Origin of the sequence: Paenibacillus pinihumi DSM 23905 = JCM 16419 (assembly GCF_000422505.1) — a bacterium.
GTDB lineage: Bacteria > Bacillota > Bacilli > Paenibacillales > Paenibacillaceae > Paenibacillus_D > Paenibacillus_D pinihumi.
Genome location: NZ_AULX01000006.1, coordinates 161,992 through 179,194, shown reverse-complemented (window position 1 = coordinate 179,194; position 17,203 = coordinate 161,992). Strand labels below are relative to the sequence as shown.

At 48.1% G+C, this 17,203-nt stretch carries 13 protein-coding genes; all 13 read left to right on the top strand.

Going from position 1 to position 17,203, the window contains the following annotated elements; all coding sequences use genetic code 11:
* The first annotated feature begins 51 nt into the window (after positions 1-51).
* Positions 52-339, top strand: coding sequence for a hypothetical protein (locus H583_RS0100700; RefSeq protein ID WP_028558787.1), 288 nt, complete (start codon positions 52-54; stop codon positions 337-339).
* Positions 340-634: 295 nt separating this feature from the next.
* Complete coding sequence (locus H583_RS0100695) at positions 635-1,582, top strand: nucleoside hydrolase (protein WP_028558786.1); 948 nt, start codon at positions 635-637, stop codon at positions 1,580-1,582.
* Positions 1,582-2,538, top strand: coding sequence for a nucleoside hydrolase (locus tag H583_RS0100690; protein WP_028558785.1), 957 nt, complete (start codon positions 1,582-1,584; stop codon positions 2,536-2,538). The genes H583_RS0100695 and H583_RS0100690 overlap by 1 nt, the downstream gene beginning before the upstream one ends.
* Positions 2,539-2,632: 94 nt before the next feature.
* A complete protein-coding gene (locus H583_RS0100685; RefSeq protein ID WP_028558784.1) occupies positions 2,633-3,847 on the top strand; it encodes a NupC/NupG family nucleoside CNT transporter in 1,215 nt (404 codons plus the stop codon).
* A gap of 145 nt (positions 3,848-3,992) precedes the next feature.
* A complete protein-coding gene (locus H583_RS0100680) occupies positions 3,993-4,196 on the top strand; it encodes an urea transporter (protein ID WP_028558783.1) in 204 nt (67 codons plus the stop codon).
* A gap of 112 nt (positions 4,197-4,308) precedes the next feature.
* Positions 4,309-4,917, top strand: coding sequence for a hypothetical protein (locus H583_RS0100675; RefSeq protein ID WP_028558782.1), 609 nt, complete (start codon positions 4,309-4,311; stop codon positions 4,915-4,917).
* Between the two features lie 414 nt (positions 4,918-5,331).
* A complete protein-coding gene (locus H583_RS0100670; RefSeq protein ID WP_028558781.1) occupies positions 5,332-6,012 on the top strand; it encodes a response regulator transcription factor in 681 nt (226 codons plus the stop codon).
* On the top strand, positions 6,009-7,769 hold the full coding sequence (locus tag H583_RS0100665) for a sensor histidine kinase (RefSeq protein ID WP_028558780.1): 1,761 nt from the start codon (positions 6,009-6,011) through the stop codon (positions 7,767-7,769). Before H583_RS0100670 ends, H583_RS0100665 begins: the two co-directional genes overlap by 4 nt.
* On the top strand, positions 7,762-8,316 hold the full coding sequence (locus tag H583_RS0100660; RefSeq protein WP_028558779.1) for a hypothetical protein: 555 nt from the start codon (positions 7,762-7,764) through the stop codon (positions 8,314-8,316). The genes H583_RS0100665 and H583_RS0100660 overlap by 8 nt, the downstream gene beginning before the upstream one ends.
* 507 nt (positions 8,317-8,823) lie before the next feature.
* Positions 8,824-10,143: a lysine N(6)-hydroxylase/L-ornithine N(5)-oxygenase family protein gene (locus tag H583_RS0100650; RefSeq protein WP_028558778.1), complete on the top strand. Its 1,320-nt coding sequence runs from the start codon at positions 8,824-8,826 to the stop codon at positions 10,141-10,143.
* Position 10,144: 1 nt separating this feature from the next.
* Positions 10,145-10,516: a cupin domain-containing protein gene (locus H583_RS0100645; RefSeq protein ID WP_028558777.1), complete on the top strand. Its 372-nt coding sequence runs from the start codon at positions 10,145-10,147 to the stop codon at positions 10,514-10,516.
* Positions 10,513-12,099, top strand: coding sequence for a class I tRNA ligase family protein (locus H583_RS0100640; RefSeq protein ID WP_028558776.1), 1,587 nt, complete (start codon positions 10,513-10,515; stop codon positions 12,097-12,099). The genes H583_RS0100645 and H583_RS0100640 overlap by 4 nt, the downstream gene beginning before the upstream one ends.
* Positions 12,100-12,115: 16 nt before the next feature.
* Positions 12,116-17,146, top strand: coding sequence for a non-ribosomal peptide synthetase (locus H583_RS31480; protein WP_051235804.1), 5,031 nt, complete (start codon positions 12,116-12,118; stop codon positions 17,144-17,146).
* Positions 17,147-17,203: the final 57 nt, after the last annotated feature.

Genomic DNA, 17,203 nt, shown 5'->3' with positions numbered 1-17,203 from the left:
TGAAACAACTAAATTGATTATAGGGGTGGTCACCTGAGAAAGCATAAGCCAATCTCATTTGATGATTTGTTGAAGGAATTACAAGGTCAGAAAACCGGTCAGGAAGAAGCTGGCTATATAACACTAAGCCAGTTATTCAATGAATCGTTCATGAGCAAGTATTCCAGCCACGAGAATTTTGAAGCATTCTTGGAAAAAGGGAACTTCCAAGCCGAAACCCGTGAAGAGATCGAGAATATTCCAGCTGAGCTGTTTGATCGGCATGTTGCCAGAGAGACGAGTTTTGCAGACTGGAAGTCCATGCTGGCAACGGCCAACAGGGAGCATGGAGCTGAATAATAAGATACGGGCAGGAATCAATTGACTATGTATTGACCTTGTTGCCCAAAAAGAATCCAAGTGACCGGATACCGGTTGCCTGGATTCTTTTTCTTTGGCTCTTTTCTTGAATGATGTCCGCGATTTTTTTCATCAAACTCTATATTTTTTGTCGAATCTTTAGTATCATTTTTAGGGGAATTCCGAATGATAATGACTGAGAATGGTATTTTTATTCGGTTTTATAACACTTTATGCATGATGCGACTATGATTCATATGAAGGCGTGTTAATGTATGGACAAAAAGGAGATAAAATGAAAAAGATTTATTTTAACCATGATGGCGGCGTGGATGATTTAATTTCATTGTTTTTGTTACTGCAAATGGACACGGTGGAGCTGACAGGCGTATCGGTCATTCCGGCAGACTGTTACCTGGAGCCGGCCATGTATGCCAGCCGTAAAATCATCGACCGTTTCGGCAATGGCGGTCTGGATGTAGCAGAGTCCAACTCCCGCGGTAAAAATCCGTTCCCGAAAGACTGGCGCATGCACGCATTCTATGTGGACGCACTGCCGATTCTTAATGAATCCGGTAAAGTCGTGACTCCGGTAGCAAAGCAGCCTGCGTATTTACATATTATAGATACACTTCGTGCAACAGAAGGCCAAACAACCTTGCTGTTCACAGGTCCCTTGACTGACCTTGCCCGCGCACTTGATGTTGATCCGACGATTGAAGAGAAGATTGAACGTCTGGTATGGATGGGCGGAACTTTCCGTGAAGCGGGCAACGTACATGAGCCTGAGCATGACGGAACTGCAGAATGGAATGTATTCTGGGATCCGGATGCTGCGGCGCGCGTGTGGGAGAGTGGCATCGAAATCGATTTAGTTGCACTGGAAAGCACCAATCAGGTTCCGTTGACGCTGGATGTCCGTGAGCGTTGGGCTTCAGAACGCAAGCATACCGGTGTTGATTTCCTGGGCCAATGCTATGCAATGGTTCCGCCGCTCGTGCATTTCTCCACCAACTCGACCTACTATCTGTGGGATGTACTCACGACTGCATTTGTAGGGAAAAGTGATCTGGTGAAGGTACAGACGCTGAACAGCAAAGTCATTACCGAGGGCGCAAGCCAAGGCCGCACAATTGAAGTGCAGGATGGACGTCCGGTCAATGTGGTTTATGATGTGAATCGCGATGCTTTCTTTGATTACATGACAGAGCTGGCGAAAAAAGCATCGGAGAGGAACGTATAATGTCAGACAAAAGAAAAGTCATCATTGATACCGACACCGCTGCTGACGATACGATTGCCATTTTAACGGCTCTTCATTATTTTCAGGTTGAAGGCGTTATGATTACCGGCGGCAATGTCCAGTTCGACCAGCAGGTTGAAAATGCGCTTTATACTATTCAGGTGGCCGGAAAAAGCGGACAAGTTCCTGTATACAAAGGCTATGAGCGCCCGCTCATGAGTATTGGCGAGCAGGAGCATCGCACCGTTGAGGATGTCCATGGCAAGGACGGCATGGGGGATTCATTCTTTGATAAAGCGGTTCAAGCTCCCGAAAAAGGTCATGCTGTTGATTTTCTGATCGATGCGGTACACCGGAATCCGGGTGAGATTCACCTGATCGCAATTGCCCCGCTGACGAATATCGCCATGGCGCTCAAGAAGGACCCGACCATTGCTCCGAAAATCCCGCATCTGTACATTATGGGCGGCACGAACAATGCGCTCGGCAATATTACGCCAAGTGCGGAGTACAACTTCTACGTAGATCCGGAAGCGGCCAGAATCGTCCTGCATTCAGGCATTCCGATTACGATGGTAGGCTGGGAAATGTGCACGCAGTATTCCATTATGGATGATGCTGATCACGAAGAAATCGAGGCACTGGGTACAAAAGGCTCGAAGTTCTTCCAGGATGTCAACAGAGTCGTGATGCGGTTCAACAAGTCGGTTCACAGACTGAACGGCACCACCCATCCGGATACACTGCTCGCAGCTGTAGCGGCGGATGAGAAGATCATGACGAAGTCGAATCTGTATCACGTGGATGTGGAGACGGCGGGTGAGCTGACAAGAGGCTACAGCGTTGTGGATATCAACAATCGTCTGGAGCGCCCGCGCAATGTCCGGGTGTGTGAAGCCATTGACCGTTCTGCGTTTAAGGACATGCTGTTCGAGGTATTAAAAGCTATAAACTAATCAGTAGTCGTACTCAAAAGATAGGGAGCGGCTGTTGCCGGCTCCTTCACTTCTGTGATCCAGGGTAGCTTGGCGATGAAGAAAGGATAAGGACATGCAATATATTTGGGGTGTGTTAGGGATCTTGGGCATTTTTGTGATCGCATTTGCGTATTCGAAAAACCGTAAAGCGATCAATCCGAGAACCGTGATCGGCGCGTTTGCGATTCAATTTATTTTTGCATTAATCGTATTAAAATGGGAGTTCGGCAAGAAGCTGCTGCAGCAGCTGGCTGTTGTTATACAGAAAATTATTGATTCCACCAACGCGGGCATTCAGTTCCTGTTCGGCGGGATTCTGGGTGCGGAAAAGGTCGGCTTTACATTTGCACTGCAAGTATTGCCGATTATTATTTTCTTCTGCTCGCTGATCTCGGTTCTGTACTATCTCGGCGTGATGCAGTGGTTTACCAAAATCATTGGCGGATTTTTGGCCAAGGTACTGAAGACAGGCCAAGCCGAATCCATGTCTGCAGCTGCAAACATTTTTCTGGGGCCGACGGAAGCCCCGCTTGTCATTAAGCCTCACATTGAGAAAATGAGCAAATCCGGATTGTTTGCGGTTATGGTAGGCGGACTCGCTTGTGTCTCCGGTTCTGTTCTGGGCGGATACGCGATGCTGGGCGTGCCGATCGATTATTTGCTTGCTGCAGCATTTATGGGAGCTCCGGGCGGCCTCCTGATGGCCAAGCTGATTATGCCTGAAACTGAGCCCCTGCATAATGTTGAGCGGGTGGAGATGGTCAAAGATACGGAATCCCGCAACGTCATTGACGCCGCAGCCCGTGGTGCACAGGATGGTCTGAAAATTGCGGCCGGTGTCGGTGCGCTGCTGCTGGCATTTATCTCGCTCATTTTCCTGCTCAACTCGATTATTGGATGGGCTGGCGGCTTATTCGGACTTGAAGCTTTGACGCTGGAGCAAATATTGGGCTATATTTTTGCGCCGGTTGCCTTCCTGATTGGAGTTCCGTGGGATGAAGCTATTCGTGCCGGTTCTTTCATTGGTCAAAAGTTCGTATTGAATGAATTTGTCGCTTATACTTCATTTGCGCCTGAAATTGCAACGTTGTCCCCGAAGAGCGTTGTCATTATCAGCTTCGCGCTGTGCGGATTTGCAAACCTGGCCGGTATTGCTCTTCTTGTCGGGGGGCTCGGCGGAATCGCGCCTTCCAGAAGACAAGACCTTGCTGAACTGGGCCTCCGCGCAGTAGTTGCAGCGACTCTGGCAAATCTGATGAGTGCGGCTATTGCCGGGATGCTGGTATAGTTTGTATAGTGATTGAGCTAAGAATTGACGACCGTCCTCCAAGTCTGGATGCCGGTCGTTTTTTATTTTTCAGCGGGTAAACAGAAGGAAAGTGAATTGAAGGAACTATATTCTGAACAGACAGCTAACGGCTAGTGCCCTAAATGTGAAATTCGGCCTTGTCCCTTTTATTCTTGCCTCCTTAAAAGGAGTATCCCAGGTCATACTGATTGAGAATGCCCTCTCAGGCTTCTTTATTATCGTTGCTCTGGGGACTGTGCATATTAAACTCGGTGTCATTGCCCTGCTGTCCGCCATGATTGGAACGTTGATCGGCTATTCTGGTATAACAAGAAAGCAAAGCCTGTAAGCAGACGCTTCATGCAACGTGTTCTGCTCCCGGGCTTTGCTTTTTTTATTTGATAGCACCATACTGGCCTTCCATCTATATACTGTAGAAAAAAATGGAGGCGTCAGCCCGCATGTATGGTTATTACCCGATTCAGTACAATCACTATTATTTCAGGCAGGAAACGCAATGGATTTGGACACCTTCCAAGGTGGAGTTGAACCGCAAGCTGAGAGCTTTGTGGGAGCAGCATATCTACTGGACCCGTTTGACTGTGAACAGTATCGTCGGTAAACTTCCGGACGTGGAACCTACAACGAACCGTCTGCTTCGCAACCCGGATGATTTTGCAGCCGTATTGAGTGTATACTATGGGCCGGAGCTTGCTTCCGATTTTGCCAAGTTGTTCCGGGAACATCTGACAATTGCCGCCGAACTGACCACCCAGCTCAGAGACGGGAAGACGAAGGAAGCAGCAGAGACCGAAAAGCGCTGGTATGCCAATGCGGATGCAATCGCAGCATTTCTGGCACGGATTAATCCGTACTGGTCACAAAAGGAATGGCAGCAAATGCTATATGAGCATTTGAAACTGTTGACGGAAGAGGTAGCAGCCCGGATTGCAGGGGACTATGTCAAAAATGTCGCCACAAATATGGAAATTGAGCCTCAAGCTCTGGAAATGGCTGATATGATGACTACCGGAATTGTTCAGCAGTTCCCGGGTTCATTTGTACATTAGTATTCTCTGCTTACAGCAGAGTGTCCGTTATGGTTTAAGAGAAGAAGGATTGGCGTGCAGCTCCGCCGGTCCTTTTTTTTATCTAAAGGTTCACTTTGTAAATGAGCAGTGTTCTTTCGGAATTCTCACCATGTACACACGTTGGACACAGGAGTTTCCTATAATCAGTCTTGAGGTTAATAAATGGAGGTGCAGTGCAGCATCGTATAAGGTAAAGCAGCAATGGGCAGGTATGCATAATAAGAGGAATGGAGATGCATATTGCATAAGGGACTTTCGATGTTGGAGAAAACTGGAGCCGCTCATACGGCGGAGAAGCTCCGCATTGAAACATGGCTTGTGATACGATGATGCTACAACAGAAATGAATGCTGCCTTCATGGAAGGAGCATGAGCAGATGCGGAGTGTACAGCATGAATCGAAAAATATTGTTGGTAGAAGACGATATGCTAATGCGTGAATTTATAATCGATTATTTCAAAAAGGAACAGTGGGATGTATACGAGGCCGAGAACGGCAAAATCGGAATGGAGATTTTCGCCCGGACACCGGTTGATCTGGTGGTGCTCGATATTATGATGCCGGAGATGGACGGCTGGTCGGTATGCCGCCGGATCAGAGAGAAATCGGCGGTCCCGATCATCATCATTACGGCCCGCGCTGAGGACGATGATCAGGTCATGGGGTTCGAACTGGGCGCGGATGAATATGTGACCAAACCTCTTAGTCCAAGGGTGCTCGTAGCCCGGGCGACGGCATTAATGAAGCGGACGGAAGGCACCATCGGACGGGACAGCGATCTGCTGAGCTTTGGGGATATTACGATTAACAGAATGGCCCATTCGGTCGCTATTGCAGGTGAACTCATTAACCTGTCGCCCAAAGAGTATGATTTGCTATTATTTCTGGCCAAGCATTATGGTAAAGTGCTGTCCCGTGAATATATGCTGGACGCCGTATGGGGGTATGAGTACTTGGGAGATTTGCGCACTGTAGATACGCATATCAAAAAATTGAGAGCCAAGCTCGGAGACGAGGGCCGTCATATTTGCACGGTAATCCGCTCGGGCTATAAATTCGAAGTGCAGCCATGAGAAGGCACAGTGTCGTCGTTAAGCTGTTCGTCGTCACGTCCGTTCTCATTCTGGCCGTATTTTCACTGGTAATGCTGGCGGAGGGATTGTTTTTTGAGCGGTTTTACCGTACATCCAAAATTCATACGTTAGAGAGAAGTATGAATGAATTCGCGGAACAGTACCGGCAGGCCGGATTCAACAGCCAGCAGCTTCCGAGATTGCTCGGCTCTTTTATGAATAATCACGATGTAAGCACTTCAATCTTGAATGAGAACTTTGGGCGCATTCCCGTCAATCCTTATTTTCTGGTTGTGCAAACCGCAAGCAAACCGGTTACGATCCTCATTTCCCTGGAGGGGCTGGAGGGCAAAGCAATTCCGAAGGACCTTAAAACCGGCGATCAGCTTGTAGTAGACGGCATCTTCATGGATGAGAAGGATACGGTGCTGCATCCGATTGCTTTTCAAACCGGGAATAAACAATTGGAGGATGGACTTGTCCGGGTTACAGGGAAGGTTACGGACTTCCTGCTGCCGGAGCGGCGTTCGTACAACCCGTTCTATCAGGATGGTCTGATCAATCAGACTTTGCAGGAATGGGCTCCGCAAGCGGATCAGTACCGCTCAGAGCTCCAAAGCGGCAAGCCGCTTCAAATGACGTGGAGCGATAACTGGAGCGGCATTGAGTACGCAATACTCGTTAAGGCGCTGCCGAACGTGACAGGCGGGGAGCGGTATTTGTTTGTCATGGCCTCCCTGCAGCCAGTAGGGGAAGCGGTGGAGATTTTGAAGCAATACTTCATCTATATTGCACCGTTAATTCTGATACTCGCGGTCATTCTGTCCCTGATTTATTCCCGTATTGTCTCCCGTCCGCTGGTAATGCTGAGCCGGTCGGCGGCGCGCCTGGCCAAGCTCAATTTTACCGGGCAGCATGAAATTCGTTCCAAGGACGAGTTCGGGGAACTGTCACGCAATCTGATTTCATTATCGCAAAATCTGGATACGGCGCTCAAGGAACTGAAGCAGGCAAATGTAACACTCCAGGAAGACATAGAGGAAAAGAAAAAGTCTGAGGAGCTCCGCAAGGAGCTGATCGCCAATATCTCCCATGAGCTGAAAACTCCGCTTGGCATTGTCAAAGGGTTCGCGGAGGGCTTGCAGGACGGTATCGCAGGCGATAAAAAGGACCGTTATCTGGCGCTCATCGTACATGAGACAGACCGGATGAATGACCTGATCATGGACATGCTGGAGCTCTCCAAGTTTGAAGCCAAGGCTGTCCGCCTGCAGCCGGGAACGTTAGCTCTGGTGTCGCTGATCCGAAAGGCGGCAGATTCCTTCTCCCGGCAGATGGAGAGCAAGCAGCTTGTGCTTGAGGTGAACAGCCATGGGGAGGGTGAATGGTTCGTCCATGCCGATCCCAGAAGAATCGAGCAGGTCGTGCTCAATCTGCTGAGCAATGCCATCCGGCATGCAATGGAGAATAGTATTATTGGGATTGAGATCAGCCGTACTGCCCCCGGGCAGATTACGACCGTCATCGAGAATAGCGGATCACCGATTGCAGAGGAAGACTTGACCCGGCTATGGGACCACTTCTACCGGGCAGAGCGGTCTCGGGACCGCAAATCCGGCGGTACGGGTCTCGGGCTTGCCATTGTAAAGCATATCATGGAGCTCCATGCGGGCGGCTTCGGTGTAAATAATACAGAGCGCGGGGTCGCATTTTATTTTAACTTGACTGAAATTAAAGGAGACAACCATTATGAGTAAAAAGAAATCTGTCTATCTGATTACAGCAATTGCAGCGATGCTGCTGGTTAGCGCCTGCGGTGCCAAAAATACAGGAAACGGCATTACGCCTCCGAATCAGGCGGAGAGCACAAATACCGCACAGAACGGCAGCAATAATGCGGGGAAAAACGCGGATAACAATACGGAAAGCGGACCGGATACACAGCACCAGGATACGGGAGCGGATTCATCCAACACGGACCAGGAAATTCTCATTATTATCGACCAGACGGCCAAGCCGATTGAAGGCAATGCTTTTGACTTCGGCCTGAGCAAAGTTCCGCAGGGCTACTCCCTGTCCGAGATGAAGTGGATTTCAGGGGAGACGCAAATTGTAAACACCGTAGCGGAAGCTGCCCAGCACGGGCAAACAGGCGAGGACGGCTTCTACATTAGCGGCAACGGACAAATCTCCGGCTTCTTCTATCCGGACAAAATGAAAGGCGAGAAGGGCGAGGTCATCTTCGTTTTCAAAAATGAGCAAGACAAGGAATTAACGTGGAAAAAGGAAATTACGTTGAAGTGATCAAGTAAGTGTGCCGGAATTCATATTAAGCCGCTCCCATTAACAGGGAACGGCTTATTTTATATGGCTTACCTTTTCTTGGCCGGACGCCATTTAAAGCCGCAATTCATGCAGCCGTTAATCAATTCATTTTTGCCTGCGAAGCCGGCTGGAATGCTAATCGGCAAGAGTACGGATTGATCAGAAATTATTACAAAAAATGCGCTAATATCCTTAAGCTGCTCGTGCGAAAAAAGTTAAAAATTATGATATTTTGTTTTAAACTATTATATTTACTCTAATTATATATTATGCTATAATTTGGTAGTATTTTTATAGGAAATTAATGATTTGGTCAACTGTTTTCAACCCCGGTTTATTTACCTGTTCACCCAATAATTATCAACATAACTACGGATCACCGGTCGCCGCAAGGTGACAACTCCCAACTTTCACAAATGACAACAAGATTAAGAGCGTTGGCAAGGCAGCAAGTTTTTTTGAAAATAACGAGGGGGAATCGAATTAATGGCAGGTCAACGAACAGTAGGGATTGGAATGGGGCCTTCCAACCTGGCGCTCGCAATTGCACTTGTGGAACGATCAGCTTCACAAGAATGCGGAGAGTGGACATTCCTTGAACGGAACGAAACGGTACAATGGCATTCCAATATGCTGTTGAAAGGGTCAAGATTGCAAATATCCTTTTTGAAAGATTTGGTTACACTCCGAAATCCAACGAGCTTCTATACGTTCATAAATTATCTGAAATGTCGTGGACGGCTGGATTATTTTATTAATAGGGGTACTTTCAATGCCAGCAGGGATGAATTTACAGATTATTTAAATTGGGTGCATGGGAATCTCCCGGATCATTTATCCCAAATGTCGAGAACGGTTCAGCAGGTTGAGCCTGTATATGGATCGGACGGGGAGGTTGCTGAACTAGAGGTTATATATGCGGACCGCGATGGAAACGAATATCGCTTGCGTACTGATAATCTGGTTGTGGCAGTCGGCGGGATGCCGGTGATTCCTGGTGTATTTCATAATCAATTAGATGAAAATATATTCCACTCTTCGAATTTCTTATCCCATATCGAGAAATATAAAAATCACCAAGGGCCGTTGCGCATTGGGGTCGTTGGCTCCGGACAGAGCGCGGTTGAAATCATACATTATTTGAACGATCACTTCCCGAATTCCCAGATCCATTCCATTTTTCGCAAAGCGGCTTATAAGCCTGCGGATAATAGTCCTTTTGTTAATGAAGTTTTCTTTCCGTCCATGACCGGTTTCATGTATGGACTTGCCGATGACAATAAACGGAGAGAGGTTCTGTCTGAATACTGGCAAACCAATTATGCAGCGGTCGAACTTGATCTTCTGGAGAGTTTATATGAGAAGCTATACGCAGATAGAGTGAGCGGCGTACAACACATCCATATTCATAGCTATACGACCATTGAAGGGGTTCATGCCCTGGACAAGGGGTATCGGCTGGTTCTTTCAAATGTATTAAGCGGGGACAGCGACACGATGGAATTGGATGCTATCATCCTTGCAACCGGTTATGAGCGGACAATGCTCCCGCCGTTTATGGACAAAATAATCCCGAATATCCAAATGGATAACGGAAGATTGTCTATTGCCCGGGATTATACTCTCCAGATGACGTCATCTTTTAAACCAAGAATATATGTGCAAGGAATGTCCCAATTGACGCATGGCATTTCTGATTCTTTGCTTAGCGTGCTTGCTGTTCGGTCTCAGGAAATTCTCGAATCCATATTATGCGGACAAAGCCACGGCCAAGAGGCTTCTTTGTCGGAAGAGGTGTTGATCTAATATGTATATTCAATCTATTACACCCGAAGCTATCAAATCGGAGTACGGCATTCAGATGCGGAGAGTTTATCAGGTAAACGAGGCTCCTTTCCACCCGCCGTTTGGTTCAGCGTGGGCTTTTATTGCGCCGGGAGAACAATCCGCGCCTCATACCCATGATGAAGATGAGACCTTTTATGTGGTAAAAGGAAACGGTGTGATGGTCATTGATGATGAAGAGCAGGATGTACAGGCGGGAGATACGATCTATATCCCGGCAAATCACAGCCACGTTCTGCGAAATACAGGGTCTGAAGAATTAGTCTTTATTACGATATGGTGGGATGTCACAAGTAAAGAAGATAACAATGAGAAAAACGGGGTGGGAAAATGACGAAAAAGATACTGGTGACAGCTACACCGCCAACTACAAACGGCGATCTCCATTTGGGACATTTATCGGGACCCTATCTGGGTGCTGATGTATATACAAGAGCACAAAAAATGATGGGCAACGAGGTCCTTTTTATCAGCAGTACAGATGATAATCAAAGTTACCTCATGACCAAGGCGCTGCAAGAAAACCGCTCCACGATAGAAGTAATTGAGGATTACACCCGGAGAATTACAAAATCGCTATATGAAGCGCAGATTAATATGGACGGATTTACAAGTCCGTTAAATGATAAGCATATCAGCCGCGTGCAACAGTTTTTTCTTAAGCTTTACAACGAAGGCAAGCTGGAAACAAAAGTGACACCGACCTGTTACTGTGAAGCATGTGAGAAGTTTTTGTTCGAAGCTTATGTCAAGGGGGCATGTCCGACATGCGAAAAATCAGCAGGAGGCCAATTCTGCGAAGAGTGCGGACACCCTAATGACCCTGTGCAAATGGCTGATCCGGTGTGTGCGTTATGTGGAGAAAAGCCGGTCATTCGGGACCTGAAAGGGATTTGGTTCCCGATCGAACCTTACCGTCAGCAACTGGAGAACTATTATCGAGAAAACTCCGGCAAATGGCGCCCTCATCTGTCCCGCTTTTTCCAGGAAATTCTGGATTACAAGGAGTTGCCTGCCTTCTTGATCAGCAATCCGTCGAACTGGGGCATACCTGTACCGCTGCAAGAATTCGAAGACCAGGTAATTAATGTCTGGTTTGAAATGCTGCCGGGCCACATTCAAACGACCGCAGTTGTGGAAGGCCATGACGAGGAGAAGACAGAACAATGGTGGAGTGAGAGTGCTGATGTCCGTCTTGTACAGTTTTTTGGATTCGATAACAGTATCTACTATGTCATTTATCATACCGCGATGTTGCTTGCACATGGCGAATATCGCCTTGCGGATACGTTTATAAATAACGAGTTTTATTTACTGGATAACAAAAAGTTTTCGACAAGCCGGAAACATGCGATTTGGGGAAGCGAGTTTTTCAATGAATCAAACAGTGACTGGCTGCGCTATCATTTATGTTTGACGGGCCCGGAATTTGAACAGACGAATTTCTCGGTCACGGAATTTGAACAGACGCTTGAGGGAGAGACACTGAAGAAGTGGCGCAGCCTATGTGAAAAAGCTTTGACGGTTCTTGAGGAAAGTCAATCATCGGTCGCTCCGCCAGGAGAACAGACCGGGCAATGGCTGGATCAATATAATGAACAATTCCTTCGTTGCTATGGAACGGAGCAATTCTCGCTTCGCCAAGCTGCTGTTACACTTGCTTCATACGTGACAGAAGGCAGCGAACGGGTAACAGAGTCCTCTAATGTGAATGATGTACATGCAATTTTACGAGGTTTATGCCTGTTCTCACTCCCTATTACCCCTAGGTTTAGCGGCAAACTTCATGCTTTGCTTTATGGAGAGCAGAAGGACCACGTATGGGAGCTTAGCCCGCAAGTTATTCCAATCATAGACCTTGCTCAAAAGAATGATGTACTGGCAAGCTTTTCACCTGTTCTTCTGGAGAACCGCTAGGATGGAGGTCTTGTAGTTGAATTCTGAACCCGTAAATACACTCTTATTGGATCAGTCCCGAATTGAAACGCGGTATTCTCTGGATGATCTGCCTATTCATATATTGTTTGAGCTTCAGGCTGCCCGCACTCCGGATCATATTGCTGCAATTTATGAACAGGAGCAGCTTACTTACCGCGAATTGAACGAATATGCGGACAAAGTTGGGGCTTTGCTTCGGGGACAAGGTGCTGTACCCGGGGACTTTATACCAATCGTGATGCATAAGGGGCTTAACTTCTTAATCTCTATGCTTGCCATTTTGAAATCGGGAGCTGCTTATGTACCCGTTGACCCCGATTGGCCGCTGGACCGAATCCGTTACATACTTGAGGATGTTGACGGTCCCTGCTCTTTAACTGAGATTTCAAGTGACAGCGTAGCAGGCGATAAGACTCTGGTCGTAGATTACAGCTCGATGTCTGCATCTCCTGCTGACACGGCATCAATCAAAGTGCCTGACTATTCTGACGATGCATCTGCCAAGTTACTGCTGGAAGCAGCGATGTACGTTATTTACACCTCGGGTTCAACAGGCAAGCCCAAAGGTGCAATTGTCCCGCACCGTGGTATTGTGAATCGTTTCCAGTGGATGACTGAGACTCTCGGTTCGGATACGGCGCATACGACACTGCAGCTATCCAGCCCGACCTTTGACAGCTCCGTCTGGCAGTTTCTTTGGCCGCTTGCACATGGCGGGAAAACAGTGATCCCTTCTCAACGGATGGAGAAAACGGCTGAAAATATATTGAAGCTGGTACATGATTATCAAATAACGCTTTTCCATGTTGTTCCTTCCTTATTTGATTTCCTGACAGAACAATTAGAATATGATGAAGCAATGAGAGCTGCTCTGGACACTGTGCAATATGTCTGGGTAGGCGGGGAGAAGCTGTCTCCGGCAACCGTGGCATCTTTTCAATCGATGTTCCCTGACATCCGGATCTCCAATCACTATGGTCCTACGGAAACCAGTATTGCTTGCCTGTATTATCCGATTGAGGTTTTACCCGAAGGAGATATTCCACTGGGCCGGCCGATTAAGAATGTGCAGATCGTATTGCTGGATGATGCGGGAAAGCAAGTTGAACCTGGCGAGCCGGGAGAAATTTATATTGGCGGTGCAGGCGTTGGACTTGGTTATCTGCGGGATACAGAAAAAACGGCTCAAGCCTTTATCGCAAATCCCTTTCCTGAGCTAAACTCCAACCAGCTGTATAAGACGGGGGATATCGGCCGCTTGCTGCCCGACGGATCAATCGCCTTCATGGGCCGCAGAGATTTTCAAATTAAAATTAGAGGGTTCCGGGTAGAGTTAAGTGAAATCGAAGCCTCTCTAATGGCGCAAGATGATATCCGTCAGGCCGTGGTCCTTGCCCGTACGGATGCCAGCGGAGACAAGTTTTTGGTCGCTTACTACCGGTCCGAACAGATCGTTCCGGCGCAAGAGCTGCGGAACCGTTTATTGAAATTACTGCCGGATTATATGATTCCGCTTCACTATAAACATTTGACCTCGATGCCTCTTCTGAATAACGGAAAAATTAATCTGCAGGAGCTTCTTCAAATGCCGCTTGAAATGGAAGATTCTGAAGCAGAAGCTCCGGCAAGTGAAACCGAGCATAAGCTGCTGTCGATTTGGAAGACGCTGCTTGGCGCTTCTTCTTCTATTGGCAGAAACAGTGATTTCTTTCAATTGGGCGGACAGTCACTCAAGGCGACACGCTGTGCGATGCTTGTCAACAAATGCTGGGGAATAAAGTTAAAAATTGCTGATGTATTTCATTACCCGACCCTCCGGCAGCTTGCAAGTTTTATAGACAGTTTGAAGGACAAGGGGATTGAAGAAAATAAGGCCATTATGCCGGTTGCCGCACGGTCCCATTATCCGGTTACATCTGCGCAGAAAAGGCTGTACATCCTTCACCGCACACAGGGTGCCCACACGTCCTACAACATTCCCGGCTTTCTCGTTATCGAAGGGGCACTGGACAGCAGCCGGCTGGAAGCGGCATTGGGTCAATTAACAGCGAGACATGAGTCTCTGCGGACTTCGTTTCAATGGAATGGCAAGGAGCCCGTACAAGTTGTGCAGCAGTCCGTCGAGCTGAAGCTGGAGAAGATTTCTCTGGATGGCAGAACGCCGGAAGCGGCTGCTGCAGCTTTTGTCCGGCCGTTTGATTTGACGGCAGCGCCGCTAATCCGTGTCGGACTGGCGAAGCTCGATGAGAATTCTAATCTGTTTATGTTCGATGTGCACCACATAGCGGCGGATGCGATTTCGGTAAGTATTTTGCTGCAAGAGTTGTTTATGTTCTATCAGGGAGACAAGCCGGAAGAGCTGTCCGTCAGCTATACAGATTATGCTGTATGGGAGCAGGATAATGAAGCGCTTTGGAAGAGAGACGAGGCATACTGGGTAAATCAGTTTGACGGGGCGGAAACTGCTGCCAGCCTGCCTCACGATTTCCCGAGGCCAGCGGAGCGGCAATATGAAAGCAGCCGGGTCAAAAGATATTTAACACCCGAGCAAAATGCACGACTGGATGAGTGGTGCAGGCATAGCGGGACAACCAAGTATATGGTTCTGTTCTCCATATTTTCAATCCTGCAAATGCAGTATACCAATCATGAAGACATCGTAATCGGGACGCCGACTTCAGGAAGACAGCATCCGGATCTGGAGCCGCTTGTCGGGATGTTTGTCCAAACTCTTGCTATTCGTACTTTTCCGGTTAAACAGCAATCATTCAGGAGCTATTTGTCAGAGGTTAAACAAACGGTGCTCGAAGCTTTGGACCGCCAGGATTACCCGTTCGAAGAGCTGATCGACAAGTTAAGGCTAGTACGTGATCCCGGGAGAAATCCTTTGTTTGATACGATGTTTGTTCTTCAAAATATGGATTTGCGGGAAGCCATGCTTGTTTCCCAAGGGATGCATGTCTCGCAGCAGAGGATGTACGATTGGACACTTCGTCCGTTTGCCTATGAACATCACGCAGCCAAATTTGACTTTATGCTTGAGGCTGTGGAACGGGCGGGAGCCACAGGTTTGAAGTTCGATTACAACACCTCGCTTTTCCGGCAGGAAACGATTGAATGGTTTGCCGAGAGCTTCATCAGCCTGTTGGATCGTTTTCTGGCCGAACCGGATGCTTTATTGGGCGATGTCAGTTGTGTAACGGAGCGGCAGAGGCAAATACTGCTGGAACAGTTCAATGATACAGAAGCTTCCTTTCCGGACAAACAGACACTGGACCGGCTCTTTGATGAGCAGACTGCCCGTTACCCTCATCATACAGCAGTCCGCTCCGGGGAGGAGACACTGTCTTATTTGCAATTGAATGACCGTGTGACGCACATCGCCTGCTTGTTGCAAAACGCTGGTGTTCAGCCAGGGGATGCGGTCGGGATTTTAACGGAGCGCTCCGTCGACATGTTAGCCGGCATTCTCGGCGTGTTGAAGGCGGGAGGGGCTTATATGCCCATTGATCCGGCATATCCGGATAGCCGTATCGATTACATGCTCGAGGATAGCGGCACATCTATAGTGCTTTCACAGAGGAAAACCATCGACAGGCTCCGGCAACAAAACGGCTTGAATGTAATTCTTTTAGACGACCTTCCCGAGGTTGAAGACGCAACTGTGAAATTGAAGTCCGATCATGGTCCTGCGGATATTGCGTATATCATTTATACTTCCGGAACAACAGGCAAGCCTAAGGGCGTCATGATTGAGCATCATTCCATAATGAACAGGATTAACTGGATGCAGACCGAATATCCGATCGGTCCTGAAGATGTTGTGCTGCAAAAAACGACATTTACGTTTGATGTTTCGGTATGGGAATTATTCTGGTGGGTATTCGCGGGGGCAAGTGTCACGCTGCTTGCGCCGGGGGCTGAGAAGGAGCCGAAGCAAATTCTCCGGATTGTAAAAGAGGATCAAGTGACGGCCATGCATTTTGTCCCGTCGATGATGTCCCTTTTTCTGGACTATGCCGAACGGGACGGGGCATCAGCGGATTTATCCTCGCTGCGATACCTGTTTGCCAGCGGAGAAGCACTGCCGCGCCGCCAGGTCAACCGCTTCCATGCCCTGCCCGGCATAAAAGCAAAGCTGATCAATGTATACGGACCTACGGAAGCGACTGTCGATGTAACCTTCCATTTATGTGAGCCGACAGTGGAAACCGGGCCGGTACCGATCGGAAGACCCATTCATAATACTCAGATTTATATTTTGAATGATAAGCTGGAACCCGTACCGATTGGTGTGCCGGGAGATCTGTGGATCGCCGGTGTCGGAGTTGCCAGAGGGTATCTGAATCAGACGGAACTAACAGCGGACAAGTTTGTTCCTTGTCCGTTCCGTCCCGATCAACGAATGTATCATTCCGGCGATATTGCCCGTTGGTTGCCAAATGGACAGATTGAATATTTCGGAAGATCGGATCATCAGATTAAAATACGGGGTTTTAGAATTGAAGCAGACGAGATCATTCATCACGCGTTGTCGTTCCCGCAAGTGACGGAGGCGATTATACAAGTCAGAGGCGAGCATGAGGAAGCGCGGATTTGCCTGTATATCGTAGCAGCTTCAGAAGTGTCGGCAGTAAGCATGACTGACCATTTGGCCGGATCATTGCCTTCCTATATGGTTCCTGATTTTGTTGTTCAATTGGAAGCAATTCCGCTTTCGCCAAATGGAAAGGCGGACTTGAAGCAGCTGCCGGAGCCGTCAGTCTCCTTGCAAGCCCCGGTAAATGAAATGCAGGAACAGCCTGATCCGCTGGAAGCTGAGCTTTTAGAAATATGGCAGCAACTGCTTAACATCAAACAAATCGGACTTGACGATGATTTCTTTAAGTTAGGCGGCAACTCACTGCATGCAATCAGGCTGGAACTTGAGGTGGAGGACAGAGGATACCCGGTTGACAATATTGGTGTATTCCGTCATCGTACCCCCCGGGCCTACGCCAGACACATACGAACGCAGCTAGTCTAAACCGCTGCAGCAGCAGATGGTCCATGCACAGGGCCATCTGCTTGCAGTTGTGGTAAC

Coding starts and splice junctions, on each gene's coding strand:
- H583_RS0100695 (WP_028558786.1), top strand. CDS start 635: ATGAAAAAGATTTATTTTAACCATGATGGCGGCGTGGATGATTTAATT.
- H583_RS0100690 (WP_028558785.1), top strand. CDS start 1,582: ATGTCAGACAAAAGAAAAGTCATCATTGATACCGACACCGCTGCTGAC.
- H583_RS0100685 (WP_028558784.1), top strand. CDS start 2,633: ATGCAATATATTTGGGGTGTGTTAGGGATCTTGGGCATTTTTGTGATC.
- H583_RS0100675 (WP_028558782.1), top strand. CDS start 4,309: ATGTATGGTTATTACCCGATTCAGTACAATCACTATTATTTCAGGCAG.
- H583_RS0100670 (WP_028558781.1), top strand. CDS start 5,332: ATGAATCGAAAAATATTGTTGGTAGAAGACGATATGCTAATGCGTGAA.
- H583_RS0100665 (WP_028558780.1), top strand. CDS start 6,009: ATGAGAAGGCACAGTGTCGTCGTTAAGCTGTTCGTCGTCACGTCCGTT.
- H583_RS0100660 (WP_028558779.1), top strand. CDS start 7,762: ATGAGTAAAAAGAAATCTGTCTATCTGATTACAGCAATTGCAGCGATG.
- H583_RS0100650 (WP_028558778.1), top strand. CDS start 8,824: ATGGCAGGTCAACGAACAGTAGGGATTGGAATGGGGCCTTCCAACCTG.
- H583_RS0100645 (WP_028558777.1), top strand. CDS start 10,145: ATGTATATTCAATCTATTACACCCGAAGCTATCAAATCGGAGTACGGC.
- H583_RS0100640 (WP_028558776.1), top strand. CDS start 10,513: ATGACGAAAAAGATACTGGTGACAGCTACACCGCCAACTACAAACGGC.